Here is a 22,083-nt window from a genome sequence, read left to right on the forward strand (position 1 = left end):
ATTGCTCCTTGATCAAGCGATGACGTTTCGACAGGCGATATCCGCGCAGGCTTTGTGGCGTGCGCTCAGCATTTCCAGCAGTTGCTCGAAGCGTTGCTGCTTCTTTGCCAGTAGTTGTTCAAGTTCCTTGGCCAGTTGCTCGAGATAGCCGTGGCCCTGTTCCAGCACCAGGCGCATTTCGCCCAGTTGCGCCTCGCTGCGCAGCGCCAGCCCTTGCATGACCGAACTGGCCGCCTCAGCCGCGCCCGACAGCGTAGCGGTCGCCATGCTGGCGCCGGTCATGGTCATCTGCAGCCTGGCCCGGGTGCCCGCGCTGGCAACCGACGAGCCCCCGCTGGAGGCGACACTCTGGATTTTCTGGCCCACCGACAGGGCAACCTGTGCAGCCTTGCCACTCACCTTGCCGGCCAATTTGGCCGCGACCACCGCAAGGCTGCCACCACAGGTCAGCACTACCGAGGCAAGGGCCAGGGCGACTTCCACCGCCATCAGCACAGGCCCGAGGTACTTCATCACATCTTTTGAGATATGCCCGTCCTCGGCCGCCTGGTTCAACGACATGGACACTATCCCCATGACGCCACCGGCGATCATCAGGGCGCCCGCCACGGCGCCCAGCCCCGTCGCAACCATCACCGTGCCGACCACAATGGACACGATGGCCGCCGCCCAGCCGAAGACTTTGGCAAACACGCTCGCCGTGCCGGCATCCTGGTGGCTCTGGGTCACTTCTGCCATTTTCTGCGCGTTGAGCGTCATCTGCTGGCGGTTCTGTTCGGTCATCTGCCGAACCTGCTGCAGGTTGAGTTCGGTCTGGCGGGTGCCCAACCGGCTCAGCAGTTCAGTGAGACGGATATCCAGCTCGGCATCGGAGATCTCTCCGGCGAGCTGCCCGAGTAACAATGCTCCGACATCGGGAACCGTGGCCAATACCGGCTGCATGAGGCGCCCGGGGTCGACACTTTTATCGAGCAGGCCGTGGAGGTCCTTTCCTGTTGCCAAGGATTCCTGCATTACAGGAGGGTCCAACCTGACACAGCGCTCAGGGCGGGATGGCGTGTCTACCGAGGCCATGCCGGTATCGCCTGGCAAGCGGACGGCAGTGCCCGTCATCGGCGTTTCCATCTCGCTTGCAGCCGCGATCGTCCGCGGTTCAGCGATGAAATATTCAGTTCGCATGGCTCGCAGCCTCCCTCTGTCGCAATGCCTCAAGCAGCGCCTGCGCCCTGCTCGCCAAGCTGCCCTGTTCACCGCTCTCTGCCAGGGCCTGCGCATGTTCGTAGCCGCTGCGCGCCGAAACCAGGTCACCCAGATGCTGCTGGCATTCCGCGGCATGCAAGCAGAAGCGTGGATCCTGCGGCGCGAGCATTGCGCCGTAGGCGTAGGCCGGCAACGCCTCCTGATAACGCTCCAAGGCCTGGTAGCTGGCTGCCACCCCGAGAAATGCCCGGGCGTCGTAGTGGTCGAGCGCCACCAACCCCTTGAACATCGTCAAGGCATCCTCCAGCCGTCCTGCCTGGTAGAAGCCGTATGCCTGGGCATAGAGCGTTTCAAGCTGTGCCGCGCCAACCCCGCGCAACATGGCGAACGTGCCGCCCTCGGTGAAGAAGCTTTCAATCGCTTCGGCCTCGATGGCATCGGCGCCTGTCTGTTGTGCTGCAGTCATCAATCACCTCAGTTCTGCATAATCTTCGACAGCATCGAGAACCACGTCTCGACGAACTTCATCATCACCTCGGTGGAGGTGGTGTACCGCGACCCCACGTCATTGAGCAGGGTGGTCTGCTCGGTCACCTTGTCGTTGACGATACGGGTGCGATCGCTCAAGGCCTGGGAGAAGTTGGCCAGCGGGTTGTTGTCCTTGTCCCAGGTGTATTGCGATTTCAGGTCGTTCATCGGTCCGCTGACCTTGTGCAGAAGGCGATCATTGCCATGCTGCGAAATGCCAAAGGGCGTGCCAGCCAGGAACTGCCGCACCGTCACGGCTGCATTGCCGTACAAAGCAAGCAATCGGCGTTCAGCGCTGGTTTCCCAGGCAGCCGCATCCAGGTCGTACAACTTCGGGTCGAAGAGGTTGAAGCCCGGATCCTGAAGATCGAAAGTGCCCTTGTCCGCCATGACCACGTTGACCTTGGACTGGATCACGCTGAAGATTTTCAGCTCCGCAGTGAGGCTCTTGAGTTGCTCGCTGAGCTCGCTGCGCTCGGTTTTCTGCTTGCGCATGCGCAAGCCCATCGCTGCCATCACCAGCTCGTCCATGCGCAGCCGTTCGCCCAGGTTCACCAGCTGCAGGGGTGCGCCCGGCAACCACGCCGCATAGGCTTCCAGCAACTGGATCAGCGCATCGACTGGCTGGTCGGGCAGCGGATGCGGCAGCAGGCTGTCGAAGTAGGGCCGGCTCTGCGCCAGTCGCGCCTGCCCCTCGGGGCCCAGCAAGGTCTCGATGACCTGCCGCCGGTGCTCGCGGCTCAAAGGCAGGCCTTGATCATCCGCAGCCGTGATCGCTTTCTGGTCGAGAAACCGCTCCACCCTCTGAATGTCGACCCAGATCTGCGGGGGGGCCACGCGATCGACTGGCGGCAAGGGGGCTGGGCGATTGAATGCGTCGATAGAGCTGTTCATCATCTGTTCCCGGTTGGCTGGATACCCCGTCTCGAGGTGAGGCTGGCCATGACCAGGCTGAGGTACCGACAGATGAAGTCTATTGGGACGGTGGCGGTCGTTCCGTCAGGCTCGGCCGCGATTTTGTAGTTCAGGGGTACGATTTCTGACGCCAGAATGGCGTCAGCCAATGCGCCCTAGTGGCTGGATGTTGATCTGCGTGGTGAGTTCCTGAAAGGACAGCACGGGCAGGTCGGCATAAACGCCTTCGACCAACTTGCGCACATAGCGCCGGATGTCCATGGACACGACCAGCACGGGCCGTGCCTGGGCTTCATGCAGGTTGCCCACCGCAGCCTTGACCTGGGCGAGAAAGGCATCGCTCTGCGCAGGTTCCAGGGCCAGGTAGCTGCCGGCGCTGGTCTGGCGGATGCCGTTGCGGATCATCTCCTCGACCGCCGGGTCGAGCAGGTAGGCCGGCAGCAGGTTGTGGCCACTGGCGTACTTGTAGCAGATGTAGCGCTTGAGGCTGCTGCGCACATATTCGGCGAGCTGCACCACGTCCTTTTCCTTCTGCCCCCATTCGACCAGGGCCTCGAGGATCGAGCGCATGTTGCGGATCGAGATGCCCTCACTCACCAGCCGCTGAAAGACCTCGGTGATTCGCTGCAACGGCAGGATCCGCTGTACTTCCTTGACCAGCTCGGCATAGCCCTGCTCCATCTGCTCCAGCAGGTAGCGGGTCTCCTGGATGCCGACGAAATCCCCGGCGTATTCACACAAGACATGGGACAGGTGCCAGGCTAGTACCTGGTCGACTGCCAGGAAGGCACAGCCGGCACGCTCCAGACGATCACGCAGGTCCCGCTCCACCCAAAGGCTCGCACGCCCAGGCAAGAGCGCCTCGCCCTCTACGTAAGGCACGCCGACAAGCTCCAGCTGGCTGAGCCTCTCCTGAACCAGAAGACACCCAGGCATCAGCTTGCCTCGCGCCACCGGCACTTCCTGCAACAGGATGCGGTACTCCCCGGGGCCGAGCGCGCTGTTGAAACGCAGGCGGATACCTGGGAACGGCACGCCATGGTCCAGATAGAGCGCCTGCCGGACCCGTGCCAGTTCATCGTTCAACGAGGCGGCCTCCAGGGCGGCTTGCAAGCCGCTGTCCACATCGATGAGCAAGGGCACCGTCAGGGCAAAGAACTGCGGGTCGGTACCAGACTTCGCCTTGCCTGCGGGTTTCAGCGCTGGCGCGCCGGCACCATTGGCCAGCAACGCCGGCAGGCCGCCAATGCCCTGCCGGACTGCCTCTTCGGCACATCGCTGGCGGATCGCCCACCAACCACCGCCGCCGACCATCAACGCGAGAATGAAGAACGTGACTGTCGGGAAGCCCGGGATAATCCCGAACAACCCCAGCAACGCCCCACCGATCAGCAGCGCCTTTGGCTGCGCCATGACCTGGCTGCCGATATTCGCCCCCAAGTCGTGGGCGCCTTGACCGTCGCGGGTGACGATGATTCCCGCGGTGATGGCGATCAACAACGCCGGCACCTGGCTGACCATGCCGTCGCCGACGGTGAGTACCGCGTAGAGCTGCAGCGCATCACCCGCGCTCATGCCCTTCTGCATCACGCCGATGGCCAGCCCTGCCAGCAGGTTGACGATGATGATCACCAACCCGGCGATGGCATCACCCTTGACGAACTTCATCGCGCCATCCATGGCACCGAACATCTGGCTGGCCTTCTCCACCTCGCCACGGCGCTCACGGGCTTCGTTGACGTCGATGACCCCGGCGCGCAGGTCGCCGTCGATGCTCATCTGCTTGCCCGGCATGGCGTCGAGGGAAAACCGCGCGCTGACTTCCGCCACCCGCTCGGCGCCCTTGGTGATGACCAGGAACTGCACGATGGTGATGATCAGGAACAGGATGCACCCCACCACCAGGTTGCCGCCCACCACGAAGTCGCCGAAGGTCTGCACGATCTGCCCGGCATCGGCCTCCAACAGGATCATCCGCGTGGTACTGATCGACAGCGCCAGGCGAAACAGCGTGGTGACCAGCAGCACCGAGGGGAACACCGAGAAATGCAGCGGCGAGACCACGTACACCGACATCATCAGCAGCACCACGGCGATGGTGATGTTCAGGGCGATCAGCAGGTCCAGCAGCAAGGGCGGCAGCGGCAGGATCATCATGAACACTACCGCCAGCAACATTACGGCCAGCATCAGGTCCTTGCGCGCGCCGATCTGGCCGAGTATCCGGGTCAGCTGCTTCATGGGCGTGCCTTGCGACGCTGGTACTCGGCATAGGTGGCCTGGGCCTGCGCCAATCGGCCAGCCATTTGCTGTGCCTGGCTCAGGCACAGCCACAAGGGCGGCCGCAACTCGCCTGCCTCACGCAGCGCCAGGCACTGCCGCTCGGCGCCCGCCCAATCGCCCAGTTCCAGCGCCACCACCACGGCGGCCCGACACCCGGCGCGATGCCGGGGATCGGCGCGCAACAGCACCTCCAGCAACACCCGCGCCCGCTCGGGCCGACCGCATTGCAGATGCAACCAGGCCAACAGCTGCAAGACATCCTGCTGTTCGTTCGACAATCTCATGTGTTCACACCTTGAGCAGGAAGTTAACGCAACACTCCAGCGTGCGCCGTTCGGCCAGCAGCGCTTGCACCAGTGCCGCCGCCTCTGGGTCCCCGGGAATCTGCGACGCAAGCAGCTGCTCCGCCAACGAGCCCAGCGCATGGGTGAAACTTTGCGGGTCGTACAGCCTGCGCAGTTCATGCTCGGGCCTGGCGTACGCCAGCCGCAGGCGTGCCGCCTGATGCTGCGGGTAAAGCTCATGCAAGTGCGCCTGCACCGGCTGCCCCTGCATAGGAAACGCGTCGCACCCTGGCTGGGCGAGCGCCGCATCGGCTGGCGCCCATGGCAGCCAGGAACCGTCGACCTGCCGAGCCGGCTCTATAACGCTCATGCCGCCAACACCTCGGTGCGTACCCGCGTCAGCAAGCGATAGGCCCGATGCAAGGCCTGCTCGGTCAAACCGTGTTCGTCGAGACCTGCCAGCAACACCAGACGATCGTCGCCAAGCAGCCCACAGCGCAGCAGGCAGCCGCAGCCCTGGTGTTCGTACACCTGTCTGAGCGCACACTGCATGGCGCGCTCGAACAGCGCCCCGTGCACGGAAAAATCCAGCCACAGCGTCAACTGCCCCGCTAACCGTTCGAGCTGCAGAACGTCGGCACCTGGCAGCTCCAGGCGCAGCAACGGTTCCTGCGGATGCGCGGGCGCCACACCCAGGTCGCGACAGAACCGGGCAACGGCTGCCGTGCACAGATCCATGCTCATGCCTCCCGCGCGCCGCACAGCAACGCCTCCTCATCGTCGACGGCCTGATCCATGGCCAACTGCCAGAGCGCCAACAGATGCTCGCGTTGCGCCTCGTCGTTGAAGACTTGCACGGGCAGCAGACGGAAGATCCGCTGCAACTCCCGCAGGCAATGGATACGTTGCACCTGCGGGCCAAGCGGCAACGCCGCGAGCAGGCGCTGGATGTCCTGCACCGTCGCCCAGCGTTTGTCGATCAACGCCAACAGGTCGCTGACCAGGTCAGAAGGTCCGTACGCCACTGGGCTCTCCGGCAAGCTGGCGGAACAACGCGACAGTGTCGCCTTCCAGTTTCTTGAGCGCCTGCACCAGCTTCATGTCGCTGATGACCTGTTGCAGCCGGTTGCTGTCCAGGCTCGAGGACGCCCCATTGATATGGCTTGCCAGGCCGTTGAGCATGAACTGCGCGATATCACCGATGGCGGCATCGCCAAAACGCGCACGCAGCTCGTCCCAGGCATGCCTGAGCCCGCGATAGTCGCACAGGAAATCGCAGTACACGCGGCGCAGCGCCCCAACTTCTGCCACCCCCTGCGCCTGCGTCGCCTGGGCCAGCGGACCGATCTCGATACCCAGCTCGATCGCCTGGCCGTCGCTCTGCGTCATGCTTGCCATGGCCTGGTCCAGTTTGTCGGCCAAGCCATGCCCATCGACCGACGTGCCCAGCGCGTCACGGGCATAGGCCAACGCCAGGTAGCGATGACAGGCCGGCGCGGAAAATCCATCCAGGCGGGCCTGCAGCTCACCCGGGGTCAACTGAGGGTGCTGGCGCAACCAGGCCACCAGCTCATCCAGTGACCGACGCTGCACATCCGGCACCTTGGCCAGCATGGCCTCGGCCTCCTGTCCCGCGCGCAATCCCAACTGGCGCGCATCGGTGATGCGGCTGCGGGTACTGAGCCGCGCGTTGGCCAGTGACGAGAACGCCATGGATACCTCCTCCACCATGCTCGCCTGCTGCGCCATCGGTGCCACCTGCCGCGCTTGCAAGGCCGGCTGCCCCTGCGCCTCCCAACCGGACACCATGGCCAGCGCTGGTTCACTGCGTAAAAAGCCGACGCCTTCGCTCATCCCCACCTCCTCGTCGCATCAAAGAATGAGCACCATGCTAGAGGCAAGCTCAGCGCCCCACTGTTGCCGCTGGCCGCTTCTTTTTAGCCTGTCGCCAGGCGCGACAAGGGTCGACCGAAAACTAAAAACATGCGCCTCACAGTGAAATCCGCTGCCGGGCAGGCTACCTAGAATGGCGCCCATCTTCGTGCCGCAACCTTTCCCATGCCGCCATCGCTGCTCCAGACTCCCCAGGCCCTGCTGGCCGCCGTGAACAACGCCACCTTGGTGCAGGTCAACGGCAAGGTCACCCAGGTCACCGGCACCCTGATCCGCGCTTTGGCGCCCGGTGTACAGGTCGGTGAGCTGTGCCGGCTGCGCAGGCCGGGCGGCCAGCCTGAACTGCTGGCCGAAGTCATCGGCCTGCAGCAGGACCAGGCGTTGCTCGCCCCGCTGGGCGACATGCAGGGGCTGTGCACGCGCACCGAGGTCTGCCCCACTGGCGGCATGCACCGCATAGGAGTAGGCGAGCACTTGCTGGGGACGGTGCTGGACGGCCTGGGCAACCCTCTCGACGGCAGCGCGCCGGCTACACCACAAGCCTGGTACCCCGTGCATCGGGACGCGCCATCGCCACTGAGCCGCAAACTGGTCGATACCCCCTTGAGCCTGGGCGTGCGCTGTATCGATGGCCTGCTCACCTGCGCCGAAGGGCAGCGCACAGGCATCTTCGCCCCCGCCGGTGGCGGCAAGAGCACGCTGCTGGCCACGTTGCTGCGCAACGCAGAGGCGGACGTGATCGTGCTCGCCCTGATCGGCGAGCGCGGCCGCGAGGTAGGTGAATTCATTCACCACGAACTCGGCGAACACGGCCTGCGCCGTGCGGTGCTGGTGGTCGCGACCTCTGACCGCCCGGCCATGGAACGCGCCCGGGCGGCCTTCGTCGCCACCAGCGTCGCCGAATATTTCCGCGACCAGGGCAACAAGGTCCTGTTGCTGATGGATTCCCTGACCCGCTTCGCCCGGGCCCAGCGGGAGATCGGCCTGGCCGCGGGCGAACCGCCGACCCGGCGCGGCTTCCCGCCTTCGGTATTCGCCCAGTTGCCGCGCCTGCTGGAGCGCGCAGGGCAATCGGCCAAGGGGTCGATCACCGCGCTTTACACGGTGCTGATGGAAGGCGACGACCTGAACGAGCCGATCGCCGAGGAAACCCGCTCGATCCTCGATGGCCATATCGTCCTGTCCCAGGCCCTGGCAGCCGCCAACCACTACCCGGCCATCGACGTGCTGCGCTCGGTCAGCCGGGTCATGAACCAGGTCGTCAGCCCGGAACACAGTGCCGCCGCCGGGCAACTGCGCGAATGGATGGCCCGGTATGAGGAGGTCGAACTGCTGCTCAGGATCGGTGAATACACGCAGGGTCAGGACCCGCTCGCGGACCAGGCCATCGGCAAACGCGAAGCCATCCGCGCCTGGCTGTGCCAGCCTTGCGAAGAAAACGTCTCGCTGCGACAGAGCCTCGACCAACTGCTGGAGATCACCCGATGCCCCTGACCGCCCTTGCGAAAATCAAGCAACGCAGGCTTCAGCGAACCGAGCGTGAAGCGCGAAGCCAACTGGCCCTGCTACAGGCGGCAGAAAGAGCCAAGGCACAATCCGTCGAGTCGTACCTGGCGTTTCAACGCAGGTCTCGCGAAGAACAACAGCGCCTGTTCGCCGCGCATGTCGGCCAGTTGATCGACTGTCGTGCCTTGGAGCACTGGCGCCGGCAGGTCGGCCTGCTCGGTGAGCGCGAAGCGAGCCTGCATGGGCAAGTCGTTGCCTGCGAGGAGGCACTGACGCGCCGGTACACGGCACACCAGCAGGCCCAAGCGCAGCTCGCCAAGACTCGGCAAACAAGGGACAGCTTCGTCCAACTGCGGGACGAGGCAAACCAGCATGCCACGCAATTGGCGGAGTGCAGGCAGGAGCTCGAGTTGGAGGAACACTTTTTCCACGGAGGCTTGCAACCATGAAGACCCTGCCTGTGGCTGCATTACTGCCCCCCTCGACTGACACGCCTCGCTCACCGCCCCGGCACAGCCAGCGGCTGTTGTTCGAACAGCTGCTGCTACCGCCGCCAGACAGGCATGGCATGCCTCGAGAACCTGGCCATCTGGGCCCTGGCTATCCATGGGTGCCCGCCCTGCCCCGGGCAGACCATTATCCACCTGCGCCTGAACCACCTGCGCTAACCGAGGACTCAGTCAGTCATCCGCTCACCTCGACGGCGACCGAAGAAACCGAGGCGCTCCGGCCCACTGGCCCAGGCTTGCCCGAGGCCAGGCATCAAGACGTTTGCGAGCACACCGACAGCCTGCCGGGGCGGCTGCAACCACACGAAAGCGCCATGCCGGCCCCGGTTCATGCCATGACCTGTGAGCGTGCAGTGGTAGACAGGGCAATGTCCTCCCCAGGCTTCACACTCAGCGAAGACCTGCAGACACTGGTGGATCGCCTGCAGCTGCAACTGCTCGGTTGCAAGGCCGACAACCGCGAACTGGCCCTGCTGCGTGCTCGCTTGCCGCAGCTCGGCCCAGTCGAGGTGCACATGCGCCATGTGGGAGCAAGCTTGCAGGTGGAGATCCAGGCCGCGCCAGCGAGTCTTCGGCAGTTGCAAGTGGCCTGCGCGGACCTGCTCGATCGCCTGCAACGGCTTGATCCTGCGCAGCAGGTCAGCCTCGGTTTTGCCGCCAACGGCGGCGGCGAGCAGGGTTCACGCAACCGGCGCCACGTGCTCGACGAGTGGTGGCCCGAACCATGAGCCCAGCGAGCTTCCCACCCGCCACCCCACAGGAGCTGCACCTGCAACGACTGCTGAGCCATCGCCAACGCAATTATGTCGACGCAGAGCGCCAGGCCTTGCTGGATATCGCCGCTTGCGAGGGCGACCCCGACCTGGCCGTACTGGTCGATTGGCAGGGCTTGCCGGCGCGCCTGCTGTGCCGTCGGCAACAGCTGGCGCAATGGCTGGCGCCGCAATTGCAGGACGCCGATTTCGCCAGCCTGCCGGCGCCATTGCAACTGGCGTTGCTGCAACGGGACAGCCCTTGGCTTCCTGGCCTGCAATGCCTGGGTATCGAACAGGCAGGTGTCTGCCAGGGCACGGCGTGCCTGCAAGTATCGCTGAAGAATGGCGCAAGCGCGCTGACCTGCTGGGTGCAGGGCAATTCCGAGCGCCTGCTGGCCACCTTGCCGCGACGCCCGTTGCGCGAACGCCTGAACATCGCGCTGAACCTCTCGCTGCAATGGCGCCCCCTCGAACTGTCGCTGCACGCGCTGCGTGGCCTCGGCATGGGCGACATCCTGCTGCTGCCCCCCGCCACGCCAGTGCCACCCCGATTGCTCGGCGTGCTCGACGGCCACCCCTGGGCAGAACTGCTGCTCGACGACACACATCTGGAGCTAGTCCGCATGCACGATTCGTTACCGCTGCCCGATACCGCACTGGGGGAACTGGAGCAACTGCCGATTGCGGTCAGTTTCGAAGTCGGTCGCCAGACCCTCGACCTGTACACGCTGTCGACCCTGCAGCCAGGCGCCCTGATCGAGCTGCACAGCCCAGTGACGGCCGAGGTGCGCATTCTCGCCAACCAACGCTGTATCGGCAGCGGCCTGCTGGTGCGCATCGACGACCGCCTCGGGGTGCGCGTGACCCGGCTGCTGGAAAACGACCCGACATGATCCAACTGCCGGACGAACTGAGCCTGATCCTTGGCCTCGCGCTGCTCTCGCTGGCCCCCTTCATCGCGGTCATGGCCACCTCGTTCCTGAAAATGACCGTGGTCTTTTCGTTGCTGCGCAATGCCTTGGGTGTGCAGCAGATCCCACCCAACATGGCCCTGTATGGCTTGGCGATCATCCTCAGTATCTACGTCATGGCGCCGGTGGGCATGGCTACCTACGACTACCTGAATGCCCATGAGACGACCCTCGGTGATGCCCACTCGATCGAACGTTTTCTCGACGAGGGCCTGGCACCGTTTCGTGGGTTTCTCGACAAACATGTCAACGAACGCGAGCGCACCTTCTTCCTCGACAGCACTCGCCAGTTGTGGCCCAGCCACCACGCCGAACAGGTCGACGGCAACAGCCTGCTCGTCCTGCTGCCCGCGTTCACCATCAGCGAACTGACCCGGGCCTTCGAGATCGGTTTCCTGATCTACCTGCCGTTCATCGCCATCGACCTGATCATTTCCAACATCCTGCTGGCCATGGGGATGATGATGGTGTCGCCAGTGACCATCTCGCTACCCTTCAAGCTGTTGCTGTTCGTCCTGCTCGATGGCTGGGGGCGCCTCTCCCATGGCCTGGTGCTGAGCTACGGGGGCTGAGATGAGCAGTACCGAAGTCCTGCACTTCGCCAGCCAGGCGCTGTGGCTGATATTGATCCTGTCACTGCCGACGGTGCTCATGGCCGCGGTGGTGGGCACCCTGGTGTCGCTGGTCCAGGCCCTGACCCAGGTGCAGGAACAGACCCTGGGCTTCGTCGCCAAACTGGTCGCGGTGGTCGTTACCCTGTTCGTCACCGCCGACTGGATGGGCAGCGAGCTCTACCGCTACACCGACCTGGTGCTCGAGCGAGTGTTGTGGGTGCGATGACTGTCCAGGCGCTTGAACAGGCCCTGCTGAACTTCAGCCTGATCCTGCCCAGGCTGTTCAGCTGCTTCATCGTGCTGCCGATCCTCGGCAAGCAGGTACTGGGCGGCGCGTTGGTACGCAATGGTGTGGCGTGCTCGCTGGCGCTGTTCATCTACCCCTGCGTGGCGGGCACGCTGCCGCCAGGCCTGGATGGGCTGCAACTGGGGCTGCTGATCGGCAAGGAAGTGCTGCTCGGCTTGCTGCTCGGTTTCGTCGTGTGCATCCCGTTCTGGGCACTGGAGGCCTGCGGCTTTCTCATCGACAACCAACGCGGCGCGACCCTGGCGTCCATCCTCAACCCGTTGCTGGGCAGCCAGACCAGCCCCACCGGAGCGCTGCTGCTGCAGACCCTGGTCACCCTGTTCTTCACCGGTGGCGCCTTCCTGGGACTGCTCGGCGCATTGCTGGGCAGCTACGCCAGCTGGCCGGTGGCAAGCTATTACCCTCAGATCAGCGACCAGTGGAACGCGTTCTTCCTGGCCCAGTTCGGCTACCTGATGACCCTGTGCATACTGTTCGCCGCCCCCCTGCTGATCGCCATGTTCCTCGCCGAGTTCGGCCTGGCACTCATCAGCCGTTTCGCCCCGACGCTGAACGTGTTCATCCTGTCCATGCCGGTCAAGAGCCTGGTCTGCAGCGCGTTGCTGGTGCCCTACCTGTACCTGCTGATGGAGCAGGCCCAGGATCAGGTGTTCAGCGCGCTGTACGCGGTACGCCTGCTCGGCCCTTTGCTGGAGCAGCCATGAGCGCGGAGAAGACCGAACATCCCACCCGCGCCAAATTGCGCGATGCACGACGTAACGGCCAGGTGGTCAAGAGCAAGGAGCTGGTATCCAGCGTGCTGATCCTGAGCCTGGCCGTATTGCCCCTGGGCTTTCCCGACTATTTCCTCGGACACCTGCGAGCGCTGATGCTGCTGCCCGAGCCCTTGCTCCACCTGCCGTTTCGCCAGGCATTGGAGGTGATGCTGCAGCAGTTGCTGCACGCACTGCTGTGGCTCACCCTGCCGTTCCTGCTGACCACATTGATTGCCGCCAGCGCGGGCAACCTGCTGCAGACCGGTTGGGTTTTCAGCACGCAATCGCTCTCACCCGACCTGAAGAAGGTCAGCCCGGCAGAGGGGTTGAAGCGAATCTTTTCGGTCAGGAACCTGCTCGACTTTTGCAAATCTTCGCTCAAAGTGCTGTTGCTCGGCGCACTGGTGCTCGGCCTGCTCAGCGATAACCTGCACGCGTTGCTGCGGGTACCACTGTGCGGCATCGCCTGCATCCTGCCCGTGTTGGGCAGCCTGCTGGGCCAGCTGATCGGCGTCTGTGCCGTTGGTTTCATGGCGATTTCAGCGGTCGACTACGGCCTGGAGCGCAGGCAGCATCACCGGCAGTTGCGCATGAGCAAGGATGAGGTCAAGCGTGAGCACAAGGAGCAGGAAGGCGCGCCAGAGCTCAAGCGCGAGCGCCGCAAACGCCACCGTGAACTGCAGCAAGGGACGTTGCGGGCGGACGTCAGGCGTTCGTCGGTCATCGTCACCAACCCGACCCACATCGCCGTGGGCCTGCGCTACCAGGCCGGGGAAACCCCGTTGCCGCTGGTCACCCTGAAGTACACCGACGAGCAGGCCCTGCGGGTGCGCCGGATCGCCGAGGAAGAAGGCGTGCCTGTGCTGGAACGCATCCCCCTGGCCCGGGCGCTGTTCGCCGACAGCCTGGAGGAGCAATACATCCCCGGCGAGCTGATACAGCCGGTCGCCGAGGTGATCCGCTGGTTGCAGGCGCAAGAGAAGACGCCGGTCTGAATAGGTTTTGCTTGTTTCTGCAGGCCTGGGGGCCAAGTGCTACACCAAGATCCCACGCTGCGGCAATGGCCGGCGCACGGGCAAGATGTCCTCCCGCACAGACGGTCGAGCAGGCTGACGAAGCTGCGCCCAGAAGACCAGGAGCTGCGCATCGCGCTCCTGGTCATTGCGGATGACCCGCGAAGCGGCGGCCAGCACCGCCTCATGGCCATGTTCGAGCGGGCTCATGCGGATCCAGCTCCTTGCAACAACACTCGCTGCAAAGCGCTCAACTGCCCTTCGATGCTGGCGTCGATGACGCAGCCTTCGGTTTCCAGCCGACAACCGCCGCGTGCAAGCCGAGCATCAGCGCAGATTTCCAGGGGGCCCGTGTCGGGATACTGCTCGAGTATTTCATCGATACGCAGTCGCACCTCGAGTACCTGGTCAGGGTGCACGTGCAGGATCAGCTCCTCCCGTGAGCGAACCTGCGCCAACGCCTGACGTGTGGCCGCGAGCGTCAGCTCGATGTCCGGGTATGCCCCCAGCACCTTGGCCACCGCCTGGTACACCACCTCGCTCATCTGCCGGTCGGCCCGGCGATAGAATTCGTCACAGCGCAATCGCACACTGTGCACCAGCGCCGCCTGCTCGACCGCGGCCATTTCCAGCCCGACCTCCCGCCCAAGTCGATGCTGCGCCTCGAGCACCGCATCAGCCTGGGCATCGATGTCGCTGGCCCGCTGGCGGGCGCTTTCGATCAAGGCAGCGGCCTCAAGAAAACGCTGGTAGTCAGCGCCGCGCAACACGGTACAGCCTGGTTCGACCATCGGCCGGCAATCATTCAGTTCAATAAATGGCAACATTCCGGGCTCCTGTCTCGGGCCACTTTCAGGCAAAGGGTGCGCGCCAGGGCGCGCTGGTCGTCGCTCATCGGCCAGGTCGGCAATGCCCCGATGCCAGGCAGCCGCAGGGCCAGGCGCCGGGCAAAACCGGGATCGATTCCACCGCAGGCCTGTAGCCAGAACGCCAGGCCCTGCACGGGCAATTCCACGTCCAGCGCGCCGCTTGGCAGCGCCTGCTGCCAGCCTGGTGGCCATGGGCCGATGATCAGCCGCCATTTCTCCAGGCAATAGCGCCGGCCCTGGTCGCCGAGCGCCTGACGCAAGCGCGCCTGGCCGGCCCGGTCGAGCAGTCGCACGATGGCCTGGCCATGCAACAACCCGCCAACAGTGGCCAGAACACGTTCGAATGCTGGCTGCGGATAGAGGGCCAGCCCACCCAGCCGTTCCGGTATGTCAAAGGGTTCGGCCAGGTCCAGCGCCGACAGCAACCAACCATTGATCGAACTGTCCCCACGCCAGTGTGGCAAGGCCTGGGCCACCTGCCGCAACGGTTCAGGGCAATGAGCCTGGTGCAGGTAACGCGCTGGGCAGTAGCGAAGCTGAAACGGGGTCATGCTCATGCCCGCTGGCGCCACCACAGGTACTGCGCAAGATTGCTCAATACCAGCATTCCCAGCAAAGCCCCGACCAGCCCCAGAAGACGCAGGCGCGAACTCTCCAGTACGTGAATCGACAACAGCGTTGCATGACGCTCCCCAGGCCACAGCTGACGAGCCTGCGTGGAAGGCACCAGCACCACACTGATGCGGTCGTAGTCGAGGCCTTCGATGCTGTTGCTCAACAGCTGTTTCATCTGCCCGATGTACAGGTCCAGCGCAGCGTCCGCCGCATGCTTGATGAAGATCGACGCCGAAGCCGCACGGGCCGATGCCCGCAGGCTGTCGCGGGGCTCGGGCAACACCACATGCACCCGCGCCACCAGCACGCCATCGATTTCCGACAGGGTGCGCGACAACTCCTGGGACTTCACATAGGTCAGCCGCGCGTGCTCCTCCAGCGGCGACGAGATCAGGCTGTCCCGGGGGAACACATCACTGACCGTGGAGAACATCTCCCGTGGATAGCCCTGGCGCTTGAGCGCAGCTACCGCGTGGCCGATGTCGGCCTCGCCGATCAGGATCTTCACCTTGCCGTCCTTGTCCTGCGCCTTCACCGCATCGATGCCCTCGGCATCCAGCACCGCAAGCATTTCATTGGCTTCGCGCTGGCCGAGGCCCAGGTACAACTCGACCTTGCACCCGCCCAGCAGCAGTACCGTCACAAGCAGCAAGCACTGCCATGGATTCTTCACAGGGCACCTACTGGGCTTTCATCAGGGTTTCGATGTTCTGCGTGGTGCGCCCCACGCCCTTGGCAATCAGCTCGACCTGGAGGTTGGTGCGTATCAGCGCCCAATGGGCATCCATCAATGCCAGCGGATCACCCACGCCCGCGACCAGGCTGGCATGCGTGCCCTGCCTGGCTTCGGCATGTTGCTGGCCGAGCTGTGCGACCTTGTGCAGCAACCCCTCCTCAGGGCTGCCGGCACTGCTGGATAGCGCCTGCTCGAACTCGGCCACCTGACGGGAGTCGACGTCCGGTGCCGCCAGGGACTGCAGATCGGCGACCACACGGGCCACCTCGGCAATGCCATTCATGTGTCGCTCTCCACTGTGAAGGAATCGTTGAGCAGCTCCATCGCCATGGCCAGCACTTGCAGACGCTGTTGCTCTGCCACTGCCGGACCCCGCATATGCTCCGGGGCGCCTGGCGCCTGCTCGATCAGGCAGGCCTGAAATGCAGCAGCGTCCCGAGCCGCAGGAGCGGGCTGCGGGATCGAAGCTGTTTGCGCACTCGTCAGCAACATGGTCAACCCGTTCATGCCACCACCTGGGCACGCATACACTCGGCAAATCGGATCAGATCGCAATCCTCGCTCTGCGCCATGCGCTCAAGCCGCCGTTCCAGCGCCGCCATGTAGCCCAGCTGGCGCTCGCACAGCGCCAGCCACGGGCCGAGGGATGGCCAGGGCGCCTGATTGCCTTCTGCCAGGGCCTCCTCGCAGCGTCCCGCCCCCATCAGGCCGGCGATGCGTATCGCACAGGCGGCTTCCATGGTTTGCGGCTGCCGGGCAAGCCAGCGCGCAATCGCCATCGCTTCGTCATGGTGATGGTGCTCAACACCCAGCAAGCCCAGGCGCGCCATCAGATTATTCACCGAGTACTCCATGCTCAGAACTTCTGCAGGATGCTGCTGATGGTGTTCTTGAAGGTCTGGCCCAAGGTCGCATCGACCTGGAACACGTTGGACCAGATGTTCGAACGGTGGCGCATGTCGGCCAGCAACGCGGGGTCGTCGCTTTTCTCGTTGAGTTTCCTGAGCGACTCGAGGACGGCCTTGTTGGCCTCTCGCGCTTGCTTGACCATGCCGTCGTGGACCATGTCCATGGTGTTGCTGTTGCCGTCGTGGAATCCGCTGCTGATGCCTGTCATTTCAATGTTCCTTCAGTTTTTCCAGGATGTTCAAGGCCGCTTCAAGGGCCGTTCGCTCGTCGTGCAACGCCTGGAATGCCGTGGGCGGCAAGGGGCGCGACATCTGCTCGGCGCGGGCCTGCCGCGCTTGCTCCAGCACCCTGTACATCCAGGCGCGCGTTAGTGGGTCACGTGTTTCCTGCAACAGCTCATCCATCATCGACGGGGGGCTCCTTCAGATTGATCGAGTAGTCCTGCCTGCCCTTGCGCAATGTGATCGCCTGACCATCGATCGCCAGGATGCGGATACCGGAAGGCATCAGCGCGCCTACCGGATAGCGGCGGTTGTCCGTCAGCGTCACGTAGGGCACGCGCCCCAGTGACACCGCGCGCAGCGGGAAATCGAGTTTCCCGGGTACAGGTGCCCTGCCCTCATCGACCAGCTTCAACAGCGGATGCTCGCCGAATGCCCGGCGGAACTGGCGTTGCAGGTTGAGGAAGTCCTGATGCTGGCTGCCCTGCAGTGCCCCACGCAGTACCAGGGTGTCACCGCGGTCCTCCAGGGTCAGCGCATCCTCCAGTCGCCATTCGCGCAGCAGTTGCGCCAGCCGCGTCCGGGCCTGTGGAACGGGCAGGCTGTGTGGCACGACCTGGGGATCGGCTGTGCCCGCTGTGCCCTGGGCTTCGGCCTCTGGAATCAGCAATCGTGTGAGCAGCGCCAGCAACAGCAGCAAACCGGCGCCCGGGATCATGAACCAGCCAGCCCGCAATCCAGGCCGGGATACCGATTCGGGAAGCCGCTCGGCAAATACCTCGCCTTCTGTACAGAATGCCCAGCACAACGGGCCACAACGCTGAATGGCCAGTGCTTGCAACTCGACATCCGCGGCTACCGTCACCCCGGCCTGTGTAGGCGGTTCGGTGGTTCCCCATTCCAGCAGGCGTACTCCGCCAGGCTCTACCATCAGCACCAGGTGAATGGCGGCGATCCCCGCGTCCACCAGCACCAGATCGGCTTGCGCCGGGTCGGCGCCGATGACCACCCGGCCGGGCGCCAGGGACACTTCGGCCCCCGCATTCAGGCCACTGTAGACCCGCAGCTTGCAACTCATCTCAAGAGCGCTCATCACGGGCAGGGCCTGCCTTCAAGCCATTGCCGACACTTGCAAGCCCAGAATCAATCAGCTTCGGCTCGATCAGGAACAGCCGAACCGATCGGCGTGTGCTGCTGGACTGATAGCGAAACAACGCCCCCAGGAACGGAATGTCTCCCAGCAGCGGGACCTTGCGCAGGCTTTCACTCGTCTCGTCGCGGTGGATGCCACCAATCATCAGGCTCTGCCCCAGGTCGACCCGGGCCAGCGTGTCGATGACCGTGCGACTGATCGTGGGTATGCCATCGGGGCCCGTGCTGTTTGGCTTCTGGCTACCGTCCTCGATATGCAGGCTCAGGCTGATTTCCGGCCGGTCCGCACTGCGGATCAGGCGTGGGGTCATCTTCAACAGAGTGCCGTAGGTGATCGCCTTGAGCTCGGCGACGCGTTCGCCCAGCACCCGGACATAATAGGTTTCGCTGTGGTCGAGCACCGCCAGGGTGTTTTCCTGGGTCAGCAAGGTCGGCCGCGACACCACCTGGGCGCGCCCTTCTCCCTGCATCAGCATCACCTTGGCCAGCAGCCGGTCCACACCCCGACTGTCGACCAGGCTGCCGGCCAGCGCCCCCTGCGCCAGGCCTGCGCTGGTGCGGATGTCGATCAGCTGGTGCTTGCCAGTGCCAATGCCGACCTGCCACTCCACCCCCAGCTCAGCCAGATGCTCCGCGTTGATGTCGAGGATCGTCAGCCCAACCTCGATGCGTGCCGCCGGGCGGTCCAGCGCCGCCACCAGGCGCCGGTACATGGGCATGCGCTCGGCGTGGTCACGCACGATGATGGCATTGAGCGATGCTTCGGCCTGGACAACGGCTTGACCGGAGCGTACTGGCGCCTCCTGCGCCACAGCCTGGCCTTCGACCGCCCGCACATCGGCGTTCGTCAGCACCCGAGAGAGGAGCGTGGCCACGCCGGGTACCGCCACCTTCTGGTCGCGGTAGTCGATTTCACGGTCTTCGGCGACCGCATGCCTGAGCGCGATCACCTCGACGCTCAGGCTGCCACCGCGTTCGTCTTGCAACACAGCCTGCTGCTCCAGCGCCTTGGCGGTCTGCTCGACACGGTCGAGATAACGCGGCGGGCCCGAGACATACACCAGCCGTCCACCCGCCGCGGCGCGCCAGGCGAAGCGCGACGTCCAGCCGCCACCCTCCTGCAGGGCGGCGCGCAATTGCGGCTCGCGCACTTTGTCCAGGTGGACAAGGCGGGTCTGTAGTTCACTGGACTTGTCGACATAGAGCACCGCGCCGTCGTAGTACCAGGCCAGGTTGAACAGCACGGCGACCTGTTCGAGAAACGCCTCCGGGTCCGGCTGCTCGAACGTGGCGCTCACCTGGTCCCTGACCTTGTCGCTGACCACCACCGCCCCCTGATAGGTGGCGGCGAAGTTGCCCAGCAGGTCACGCAGGCTCTCGCCCTGGGCAACGTAGTGGAACGGCTCCTGGGGCCAATCCAGTGGCTCGCCCTGGGCTGCAAGGCTGGCCAGCAGCGCCGTCAAGCCGGCGGCAAGCGACCTCAAGGCAACCATACGCGAGCGCCTCTGTGGGTCACAGGCACTGGATCAGCCTGTTGCTCGCACAGGAGGGCGAGCAGGTCGACCTGAGCACCCAGCACATGATCCAAGGTGTCAAGATTGGCCTGGGGCAGATCTACCTGCGCCTCAAGCAGCGGCTCTCTCGCGGGTGTAAGCACCAGCCTCTGCGGACAGTGCCGCGCCCACACCGTCAGCATGCCCATCAAGCGGCGCAAGACTTGCGGGTCGAGTGTGTCGCCTTGGCCAGCGAGCGACGACAGCGAACTGCGAATCAACAGTTGTGTGCCTTGCGGTTCGAGGTACAGGGTGTGCCCCTCGATGCACAGGTGGAAGTCACCGCGCTCATTGGCCAGCCAGGGTGGCATGCCCAGTTGTCGGGCCAATCGGTTCAAAAGTGTGTTCATGCGGGCATCGTCCATGCAGCTTCAGGGGCAGAAAGGTTGTCAGCCACGGCGAGCATCGCTGGGGGTACGGCCGAACCGCCGGCGGTAGCTCTGGCTGAAATACGACTGGCTGGAAAAGCCGCTTTCCATGGCGATGTCGACAATGCTCATGCGCGTGTTAAGCAGCAGATGGTGCGCGTGGACGATCCTGCGCTCGGTGATCCAGGCCCGTGGCGAGCAGTTGTAGAGGGTGTTGAACAAACTCTTGAACGCCGTCAGGCCCAGGCCGAAGGCCTGGGCGTACTGGTCCAGGTGCCACTCGCGCAGATAGTGCTGTTCCATGAATGCGTGCAGCCGATCGACATTGCGGTTGCCCTGTTGCCGCAATGCCGCCAGCAAGCTGCGCCCCTGCGGCCCGAAGATGAGCAGCAATAACAGCTCCTCCAGGCGCAGCATCGCCAGCATCGACGAAGTGCCTTCGCCACCGAGCGCCGACAGGCGAATCACGCACTCCTGTGCCATCGTGCAGGGTCGAAGCCGGAGGGTGTTCACGCCCACCTCGTCACGGCGTTCGAGGTGCGCAAGGTCTTTGCCATGGCGCTGAACGAACGCCTGCACGAAGTTCACGTCCAGCGGCAACCACAGCACTTCGCATGCCTGCCACTGGGTCGCCACCAGGTAGGTGCCACGCTTGACGAACAGCAGCTCGCCTGCCTTTAGGTGAATGATGTCGTCCTTTTCGCGAAGCGCCAGCTCACCCGCCACCACTGCGTAGAAGCCTTCGTGCCCCTGGGACGCGAACCCCGCCCCGACAACATCCAACTGCCGACCTTGCACACACCAGCCCTCAACTGGAGAAATCCCTATCACGCGAGGCCCTGCTTCCCGTAGGACCCTTTACGCATCGTCGGGCGGCAGATCGTGCAAGATTCGAATGACCGTGCAGCCCTTGCCTCGGCGATGCAGACAGAGGCACAGACTACGGCGCCTTCCCACGAATGAACGCAGGGATTGTCCTCACCAAAGGGGAGGCTATTCGCCATCACTTGTAGGAAATTCATCAGACCTGTAAGGCAATGCGAAGTACGCCGTGGCCGAACAGCAGCAAGTCCAGCAGCTAAAAAATGGCGACTACACCCGGTATCTTGCAGGATATGCACTGACTACCGTGGCAAGCCCTTTGATCGAGAGCTCGCCATGTCAGGCACGAACTATGACTATGCATTGACCCAGCTGTACGCTGCCCTGAAGCTGGAGCCCCCATTGACCTTCGAGCCGGTGATCAGCCTGCGGGTGGGTTCTTTTGTGTGCAATGTCACCGAGCACCCGGCGGACCACTTGCTGATGTTCATCGAACTGCCCGCAATCGACGACATACGCTGGGGCGAACAGAACCTGTTCTGCCAGGACACCTGCAAGCCTGTGATCGGTGTCGACCCGCTCACCGACATGCAAATACTGTGGAATCGCCAGCCCCTGGTGCAGCTGGACCGCGCCATGGTGCATCACCAGCTGGAGCAACTGGTGCAGGCCGCCCACGATCTGGTGGGTGACAAAACAGCCTGAGCGCCGCTCAGCGCTGCCCCCAGACCTGTGCCTCACTCCAACCCAGCGCGGCAAAATCCGCGGATCGCAGTGAGGCCTCTTCTTCGCAGAAGAATTCGTCCAGCTGCGGTGGCCTGATCGCCGTGTCGCTGAGCATCGCGTGGACCTGGCCGCGATGGTGGATCTGGTGCTCGAACAGGTGTGACAGCAAGCGCAAACGTTGCTCCTGTTGCACCCGGTCCGGTCGCACGATGCTCACATAGCGCCGCAACTGGTCGTCGCGCAATTGCCGGCAATAGGCGATCAGGCGCTGGTCGGCCTGGGCCTGCTGGGCCTGCAGGTCGGTGCAGGTGGCGAAAGGCTGCTCGGGTTGGAAGAAGCGCTCACCGTCCGGGTCCGGCGTTTGGCCGCGCTGCTCGCACTCCAACGCGTCCAGGTAGAACCAGTCCACTGTCAGCAGGTGGTTGAGGGTAGCCTTGATCGACGGGAAGAAACTGCAGCGGGGGGCGACGAACTCGTCCTGGGTCAGTTGCATGCAAGCCTTGTACAGGCGGTGGTTGGCCCAGCCATTGTTGTAGGCCTGGGTCAGCAGATGATGCGACAGCGGCTCCATGGTCGGCT

Annotated in this window: 32 protein-coding genes; 9 read left to right on the plus strand and 23 right to left on the minus strand. The window is 64.1% G+C overall.

The window, feature by feature from the left end:
- Positions 1-12: 12 nt before the first annotated feature.
- From sctE to ABZO33_RS16010, 9 genes are all read right to left on the minus strand, one after another.
- Positions 13-1,179 (minus strand): type III secretion system translocon subunit SctE, encoded by a 1,167-nt coding sequence (sctE, locus tag ABZO33_RS15970; RefSeq protein WP_414536823.1) that lies wholly within the window; start codon positions 1,177-1,179, stop codon positions 13-15.
- Positions 1,169-1,666 carry a SycD/LcrH family type III secretion system chaperone gene (locus ABZO33_RS15975; RefSeq protein WP_414536824.1) on the minus strand — a complete coding sequence of 166 codons (498 nt, stop codon included), beginning with the start codon at positions 1,664-1,666 and terminating at the stop codon, positions 1,169-1,171. The genes sctE and ABZO33_RS15975 overlap by 11 nt, the downstream gene beginning before the upstream one ends.
- Positions 1,667-1,674: 8 nt before the next feature.
- A complete protein-coding gene (locus ABZO33_RS15980) occupies positions 1,675-2,622 on the minus strand; it encodes a virulence-associated V antigen (protein WP_414536825.1) in 948 nt (315 codons plus the stop codon).
- A 162-nt stretch (positions 2,623-2,784) separates the two neighbouring features.
- Positions 2,785-4,884: a type III secretion system export apparatus subunit SctV gene (gene sctV, locus ABZO33_RS15985; RefSeq protein WP_414536826.1), complete on the minus strand. Its 2,100-nt coding sequence runs from the start codon at positions 4,882-4,884 to the stop codon at positions 2,785-2,787.
- The gene (locus ABZO33_RS15990) at positions 4,881-5,210 is read right to left on the minus strand and encodes a tetratricopeptide repeat protein (RefSeq protein WP_414536827.1); all 330 of its coding nucleotides are present in this window, start codon (positions 5,208-5,210) and stop codon (positions 4,881-4,883) included. The genes sctV and ABZO33_RS15990 overlap by 4 nt, the downstream gene beginning before the upstream one ends.
- Before the next feature lie 4 nt (positions 5,211-5,214).
- Entirely contained in the window at positions 5,215-5,580 is a 366-nt protein-coding gene (locus ABZO33_RS15995; protein WP_414536828.1) for a hypothetical protein, read from the minus strand.
- A complete protein-coding gene (locus ABZO33_RS16000; RefSeq protein WP_414536829.1) occupies positions 5,577-5,948 on the minus strand; it encodes a hypothetical protein in 372 nt (123 codons plus the stop codon). Before ABZO33_RS16000 ends, ABZO33_RS15995 begins: the two co-directional genes overlap by 4 nt.
- Positions 5,949-5,950: 2 nt before the next feature.
- A complete protein-coding gene (locus ABZO33_RS16005; protein WP_414536830.1) occupies positions 5,951-6,235 on the minus strand; it encodes a TyeA family type III secretion system gatekeeper subunit in 285 nt (94 codons plus the stop codon).
- Positions 6,216-7,064: an HrpJ domain-containing protein gene (locus ABZO33_RS16010; protein ID WP_414536831.1), complete on the minus strand. Its 849-nt coding sequence runs from the start codon at positions 7,062-7,064 to the stop codon at positions 6,216-6,218. The genes ABZO33_RS16005 and ABZO33_RS16010 overlap by 20 nt, the downstream gene beginning before the upstream one ends.
- A 204-nt stretch (positions 7,065-7,268) precedes the next feature.
- Here ABZO33_RS16010 and sctN point away from each other — a divergent pair, with 204 nt between their 5' ends.
- The 8 genes from sctN (at position 7,269) to sctU (ending at position 13,515) form a co-directional block, all read left to right on the plus strand.
- The gene (sctN, locus tag ABZO33_RS16015; RefSeq protein WP_414536832.1) at positions 7,269-8,597 is read left to right on the plus strand and encodes a type III secretion system ATPase SctN; all 1,329 of its coding nucleotides are present in this window, start codon (positions 7,269-7,271) and stop codon (positions 8,595-8,597) included.
- Entirely contained in the window at positions 8,588-9,058 is a 471-nt protein-coding gene (gene sctO / locus ABZO33_RS16020; protein WP_414536833.1) for a type III secretion system stalk subunit SctO, read from the plus strand. The genes sctN and sctO overlap by 10 nt, the downstream gene beginning before the upstream one ends.
- A 428-nt stretch (positions 9,059-9,486) precedes the next feature.
- Entirely contained in the window at positions 9,487-9,846 is a 360-nt protein-coding gene (locus ABZO33_RS16025) for a type III secretion system needle length determinant (protein ID WP_414536834.1), read from the plus strand.
- The gene (sctQ, locus tag ABZO33_RS16030; protein WP_414536835.1) at positions 9,843-10,766 is read left to right on the plus strand and encodes a type III secretion system cytoplasmic ring protein SctQ; all 924 of its coding nucleotides are present in this window, start codon (positions 9,843-9,845) and stop codon (positions 10,764-10,766) included. The genes ABZO33_RS16025 and sctQ overlap by 4 nt, the downstream gene beginning before the upstream one ends.
- Entirely contained in the window at positions 10,763-11,416 is a 654-nt protein-coding gene (sctR, locus tag ABZO33_RS16035; RefSeq protein ID WP_414536836.1) for a type III secretion system export apparatus subunit SctR, read from the plus strand. The genes sctQ and sctR overlap by 4 nt, the downstream gene beginning before the upstream one ends.
- A 1-nt stretch (position 11,417) precedes the next feature.
- The gene (gene sctS, locus ABZO33_RS16040) at positions 11,418-11,684 is read left to right on the plus strand and encodes a type III secretion system export apparatus subunit SctS (RefSeq protein WP_414536837.1); all 267 of its coding nucleotides are present in this window, start codon (positions 11,418-11,420) and stop codon (positions 11,682-11,684) included.
- Positions 11,681-12,469 carry a type III secretion system export apparatus subunit SctT gene (sctT, locus tag ABZO33_RS16045; RefSeq protein WP_414536923.1) on the plus strand — a complete coding sequence of 263 codons (789 nt, stop codon included), beginning with the start codon at positions 11,681-11,683 and terminating at the stop codon, positions 12,467-12,469. The genes sctS and sctT overlap by 4 nt, the downstream gene beginning before the upstream one ends.
- Entirely contained in the window at positions 12,466-13,515 is a 1,050-nt protein-coding gene (sctU, locus tag ABZO33_RS16050; RefSeq protein WP_414536838.1) for a type III secretion system export apparatus subunit SctU, read from the plus strand. The genes sctT and sctU overlap by 4 nt, the downstream gene beginning before the upstream one ends.
- Positions 13,516-13,554: 39 nt before the next feature.
- Here the strand turns inward: sctU and ABZO33_RS16055 are convergent, their stop codons facing one another.
- Genes ABZO33_RS16055 through ABZO33_RS16115 form a run of 13 tightly spaced genes read right to left on the minus strand, consistent with a single transcriptional unit; the run spans position 13,555 to position 20,739 of the window.
- The gene (locus tag ABZO33_RS16055) at positions 13,555-13,743 is read right to left on the minus strand and encodes a hypothetical protein (RefSeq protein ID WP_414536839.1); all 189 of its coding nucleotides are present in this window, start codon (positions 13,741-13,743) and stop codon (positions 13,555-13,557) included.
- Positions 13,740-14,360, minus strand: a complete 621-nt coding sequence (locus tag ABZO33_RS16060) for an HrpE/YscL family type III secretion apparatus protein (RefSeq protein WP_414536840.1) — start codon at positions 14,358-14,360, stop codon at positions 13,740-13,742. Before ABZO33_RS16060 ends, ABZO33_RS16055 begins: the two co-directional genes overlap by 4 nt.
- Complete coding sequence (locus tag ABZO33_RS16065) at positions 14,339-14,953, minus strand: SctK family type III secretion system sorting platform protein (RefSeq protein ID WP_414536841.1); 615 nt, start codon at positions 14,951-14,953, stop codon at positions 14,339-14,341. Before ABZO33_RS16065 ends, ABZO33_RS16060 begins: the two co-directional genes overlap by 22 nt.
- A 2-nt stretch (positions 14,954-14,955) precedes the next feature.
- Entirely contained in the window at positions 14,956-15,690 is a 735-nt protein-coding gene (sctJ, locus tag ABZO33_RS16070) for a type III secretion system inner membrane ring lipoprotein SctJ (protein WP_414536842.1), read from the minus strand.
- A gap of 7 nt (positions 15,691-15,697) precedes the next feature.
- Entirely contained in the window at positions 15,698-16,036 is a 339-nt protein-coding gene (gene sctI / locus ABZO33_RS16075) for a type III secretion system inner rod subunit SctI (RefSeq protein WP_414536843.1), read from the minus strand.
- Positions 16,033-16,260 (minus strand): hypothetical protein, encoded by a 228-nt coding sequence (locus ABZO33_RS16080; protein WP_414536844.1) that lies wholly within the window; start codon positions 16,258-16,260, stop codon positions 16,033-16,035. The genes sctI and ABZO33_RS16080 overlap by 4 nt, the downstream gene beginning before the upstream one ends.
- Positions 16,257-16,607, minus strand: a complete 351-nt coding sequence (locus ABZO33_RS16085) for a YscG family type III secretion system chaperone (protein ID WP_414536845.1) — start codon at positions 16,605-16,607, stop codon at positions 16,257-16,259. Before ABZO33_RS16085 ends, ABZO33_RS16080 begins: the two co-directional genes overlap by 4 nt.
- 2 nt (positions 16,608-16,609) lie before the next feature.
- Positions 16,610-16,870 carry an EscF/YscF/HrpA family type III secretion system needle major subunit gene (locus ABZO33_RS16090; protein ID WP_414536846.1) on the minus strand — a complete coding sequence of 87 codons (261 nt, stop codon included), beginning with the start codon at positions 16,868-16,870 and terminating at the stop codon, positions 16,610-16,612.
- Between the two features lies 1 nt (position 16,871).
- Positions 16,872-17,069, minus strand: coding sequence for an EscE/YscE/SsaE family type III secretion system needle protein co-chaperone (locus ABZO33_RS16095; RefSeq protein WP_414536847.1), 198 nt, complete (start codon positions 17,067-17,069; stop codon positions 16,872-16,874).
- Positions 17,059-17,961: an FHA domain-containing protein gene (locus ABZO33_RS16100; RefSeq protein WP_414536848.1), complete on the minus strand. Its 903-nt coding sequence runs from the start codon at positions 17,959-17,961 to the stop codon at positions 17,059-17,061. Before ABZO33_RS16100 ends, ABZO33_RS16095 begins: the two co-directional genes overlap by 11 nt.
- A gap of 1 nt (position 17,962) precedes the next feature.
- Positions 17,963-19,528, minus strand: coding sequence for a type III secretion system outer membrane ring subunit SctC (gene sctC / locus ABZO33_RS16105; protein ID WP_414536849.1), 1,566 nt, complete (start codon positions 19,526-19,528; stop codon positions 17,963-17,965).
- Complete coding sequence (locus ABZO33_RS16110; protein ID WP_414536850.1) at positions 19,516-19,953, minus strand: CesT family type III secretion system chaperone; 438 nt, start codon at positions 19,951-19,953, stop codon at positions 19,516-19,518. The genes sctC and ABZO33_RS16110 overlap by 13 nt, the downstream gene beginning before the upstream one ends.
- 24 nt (positions 19,954-19,977) lie before the next feature.
- Positions 19,978-20,739 (minus strand): AraC family transcriptional regulator, encoded by a 762-nt coding sequence (locus tag ABZO33_RS16115; RefSeq protein ID WP_414536851.1) that lies wholly within the window; start codon positions 20,737-20,739, stop codon positions 19,978-19,980.
- 375 nt (positions 20,740-21,114) lie between these two features.
- Between ABZO33_RS16115 and ABZO33_RS16120 the strand changes: the two genes are divergently transcribed.
- On the plus strand, positions 21,115-21,483 hold the full coding sequence (locus ABZO33_RS16120; RefSeq protein WP_414536852.1) for a CesT family type III secretion system chaperone: 369 nt from the start codon (positions 21,115-21,117) through the stop codon (positions 21,481-21,483).
- Positions 21,484-21,490: 7 nt separating this feature from the next.
- On the opposite strand, the gene ABZO33_RS16125 is transcribed toward ABZO33_RS16120, so the two are convergent.
- Complete coding sequence (locus tag ABZO33_RS16125) at positions 21,491-22,075, minus strand: DinB family protein (RefSeq protein ID WP_414536853.1); 585 nt, start codon at positions 22,073-22,075, stop codon at positions 21,491-21,493.
- Between the last annotated feature and the right edge of the window lie 8 nt (positions 22,076-22,083).

The sequence above is a fragment of the Pseudomonas sp. CAM1A genome (assembly GCF_047501685.1).
In the GTDB taxonomy this organism is placed as follows: Bacteria; Pseudomonadota; Gammaproteobacteria; order Pseudomonadales; family Pseudomonadaceae; genus Aquipseudomonas.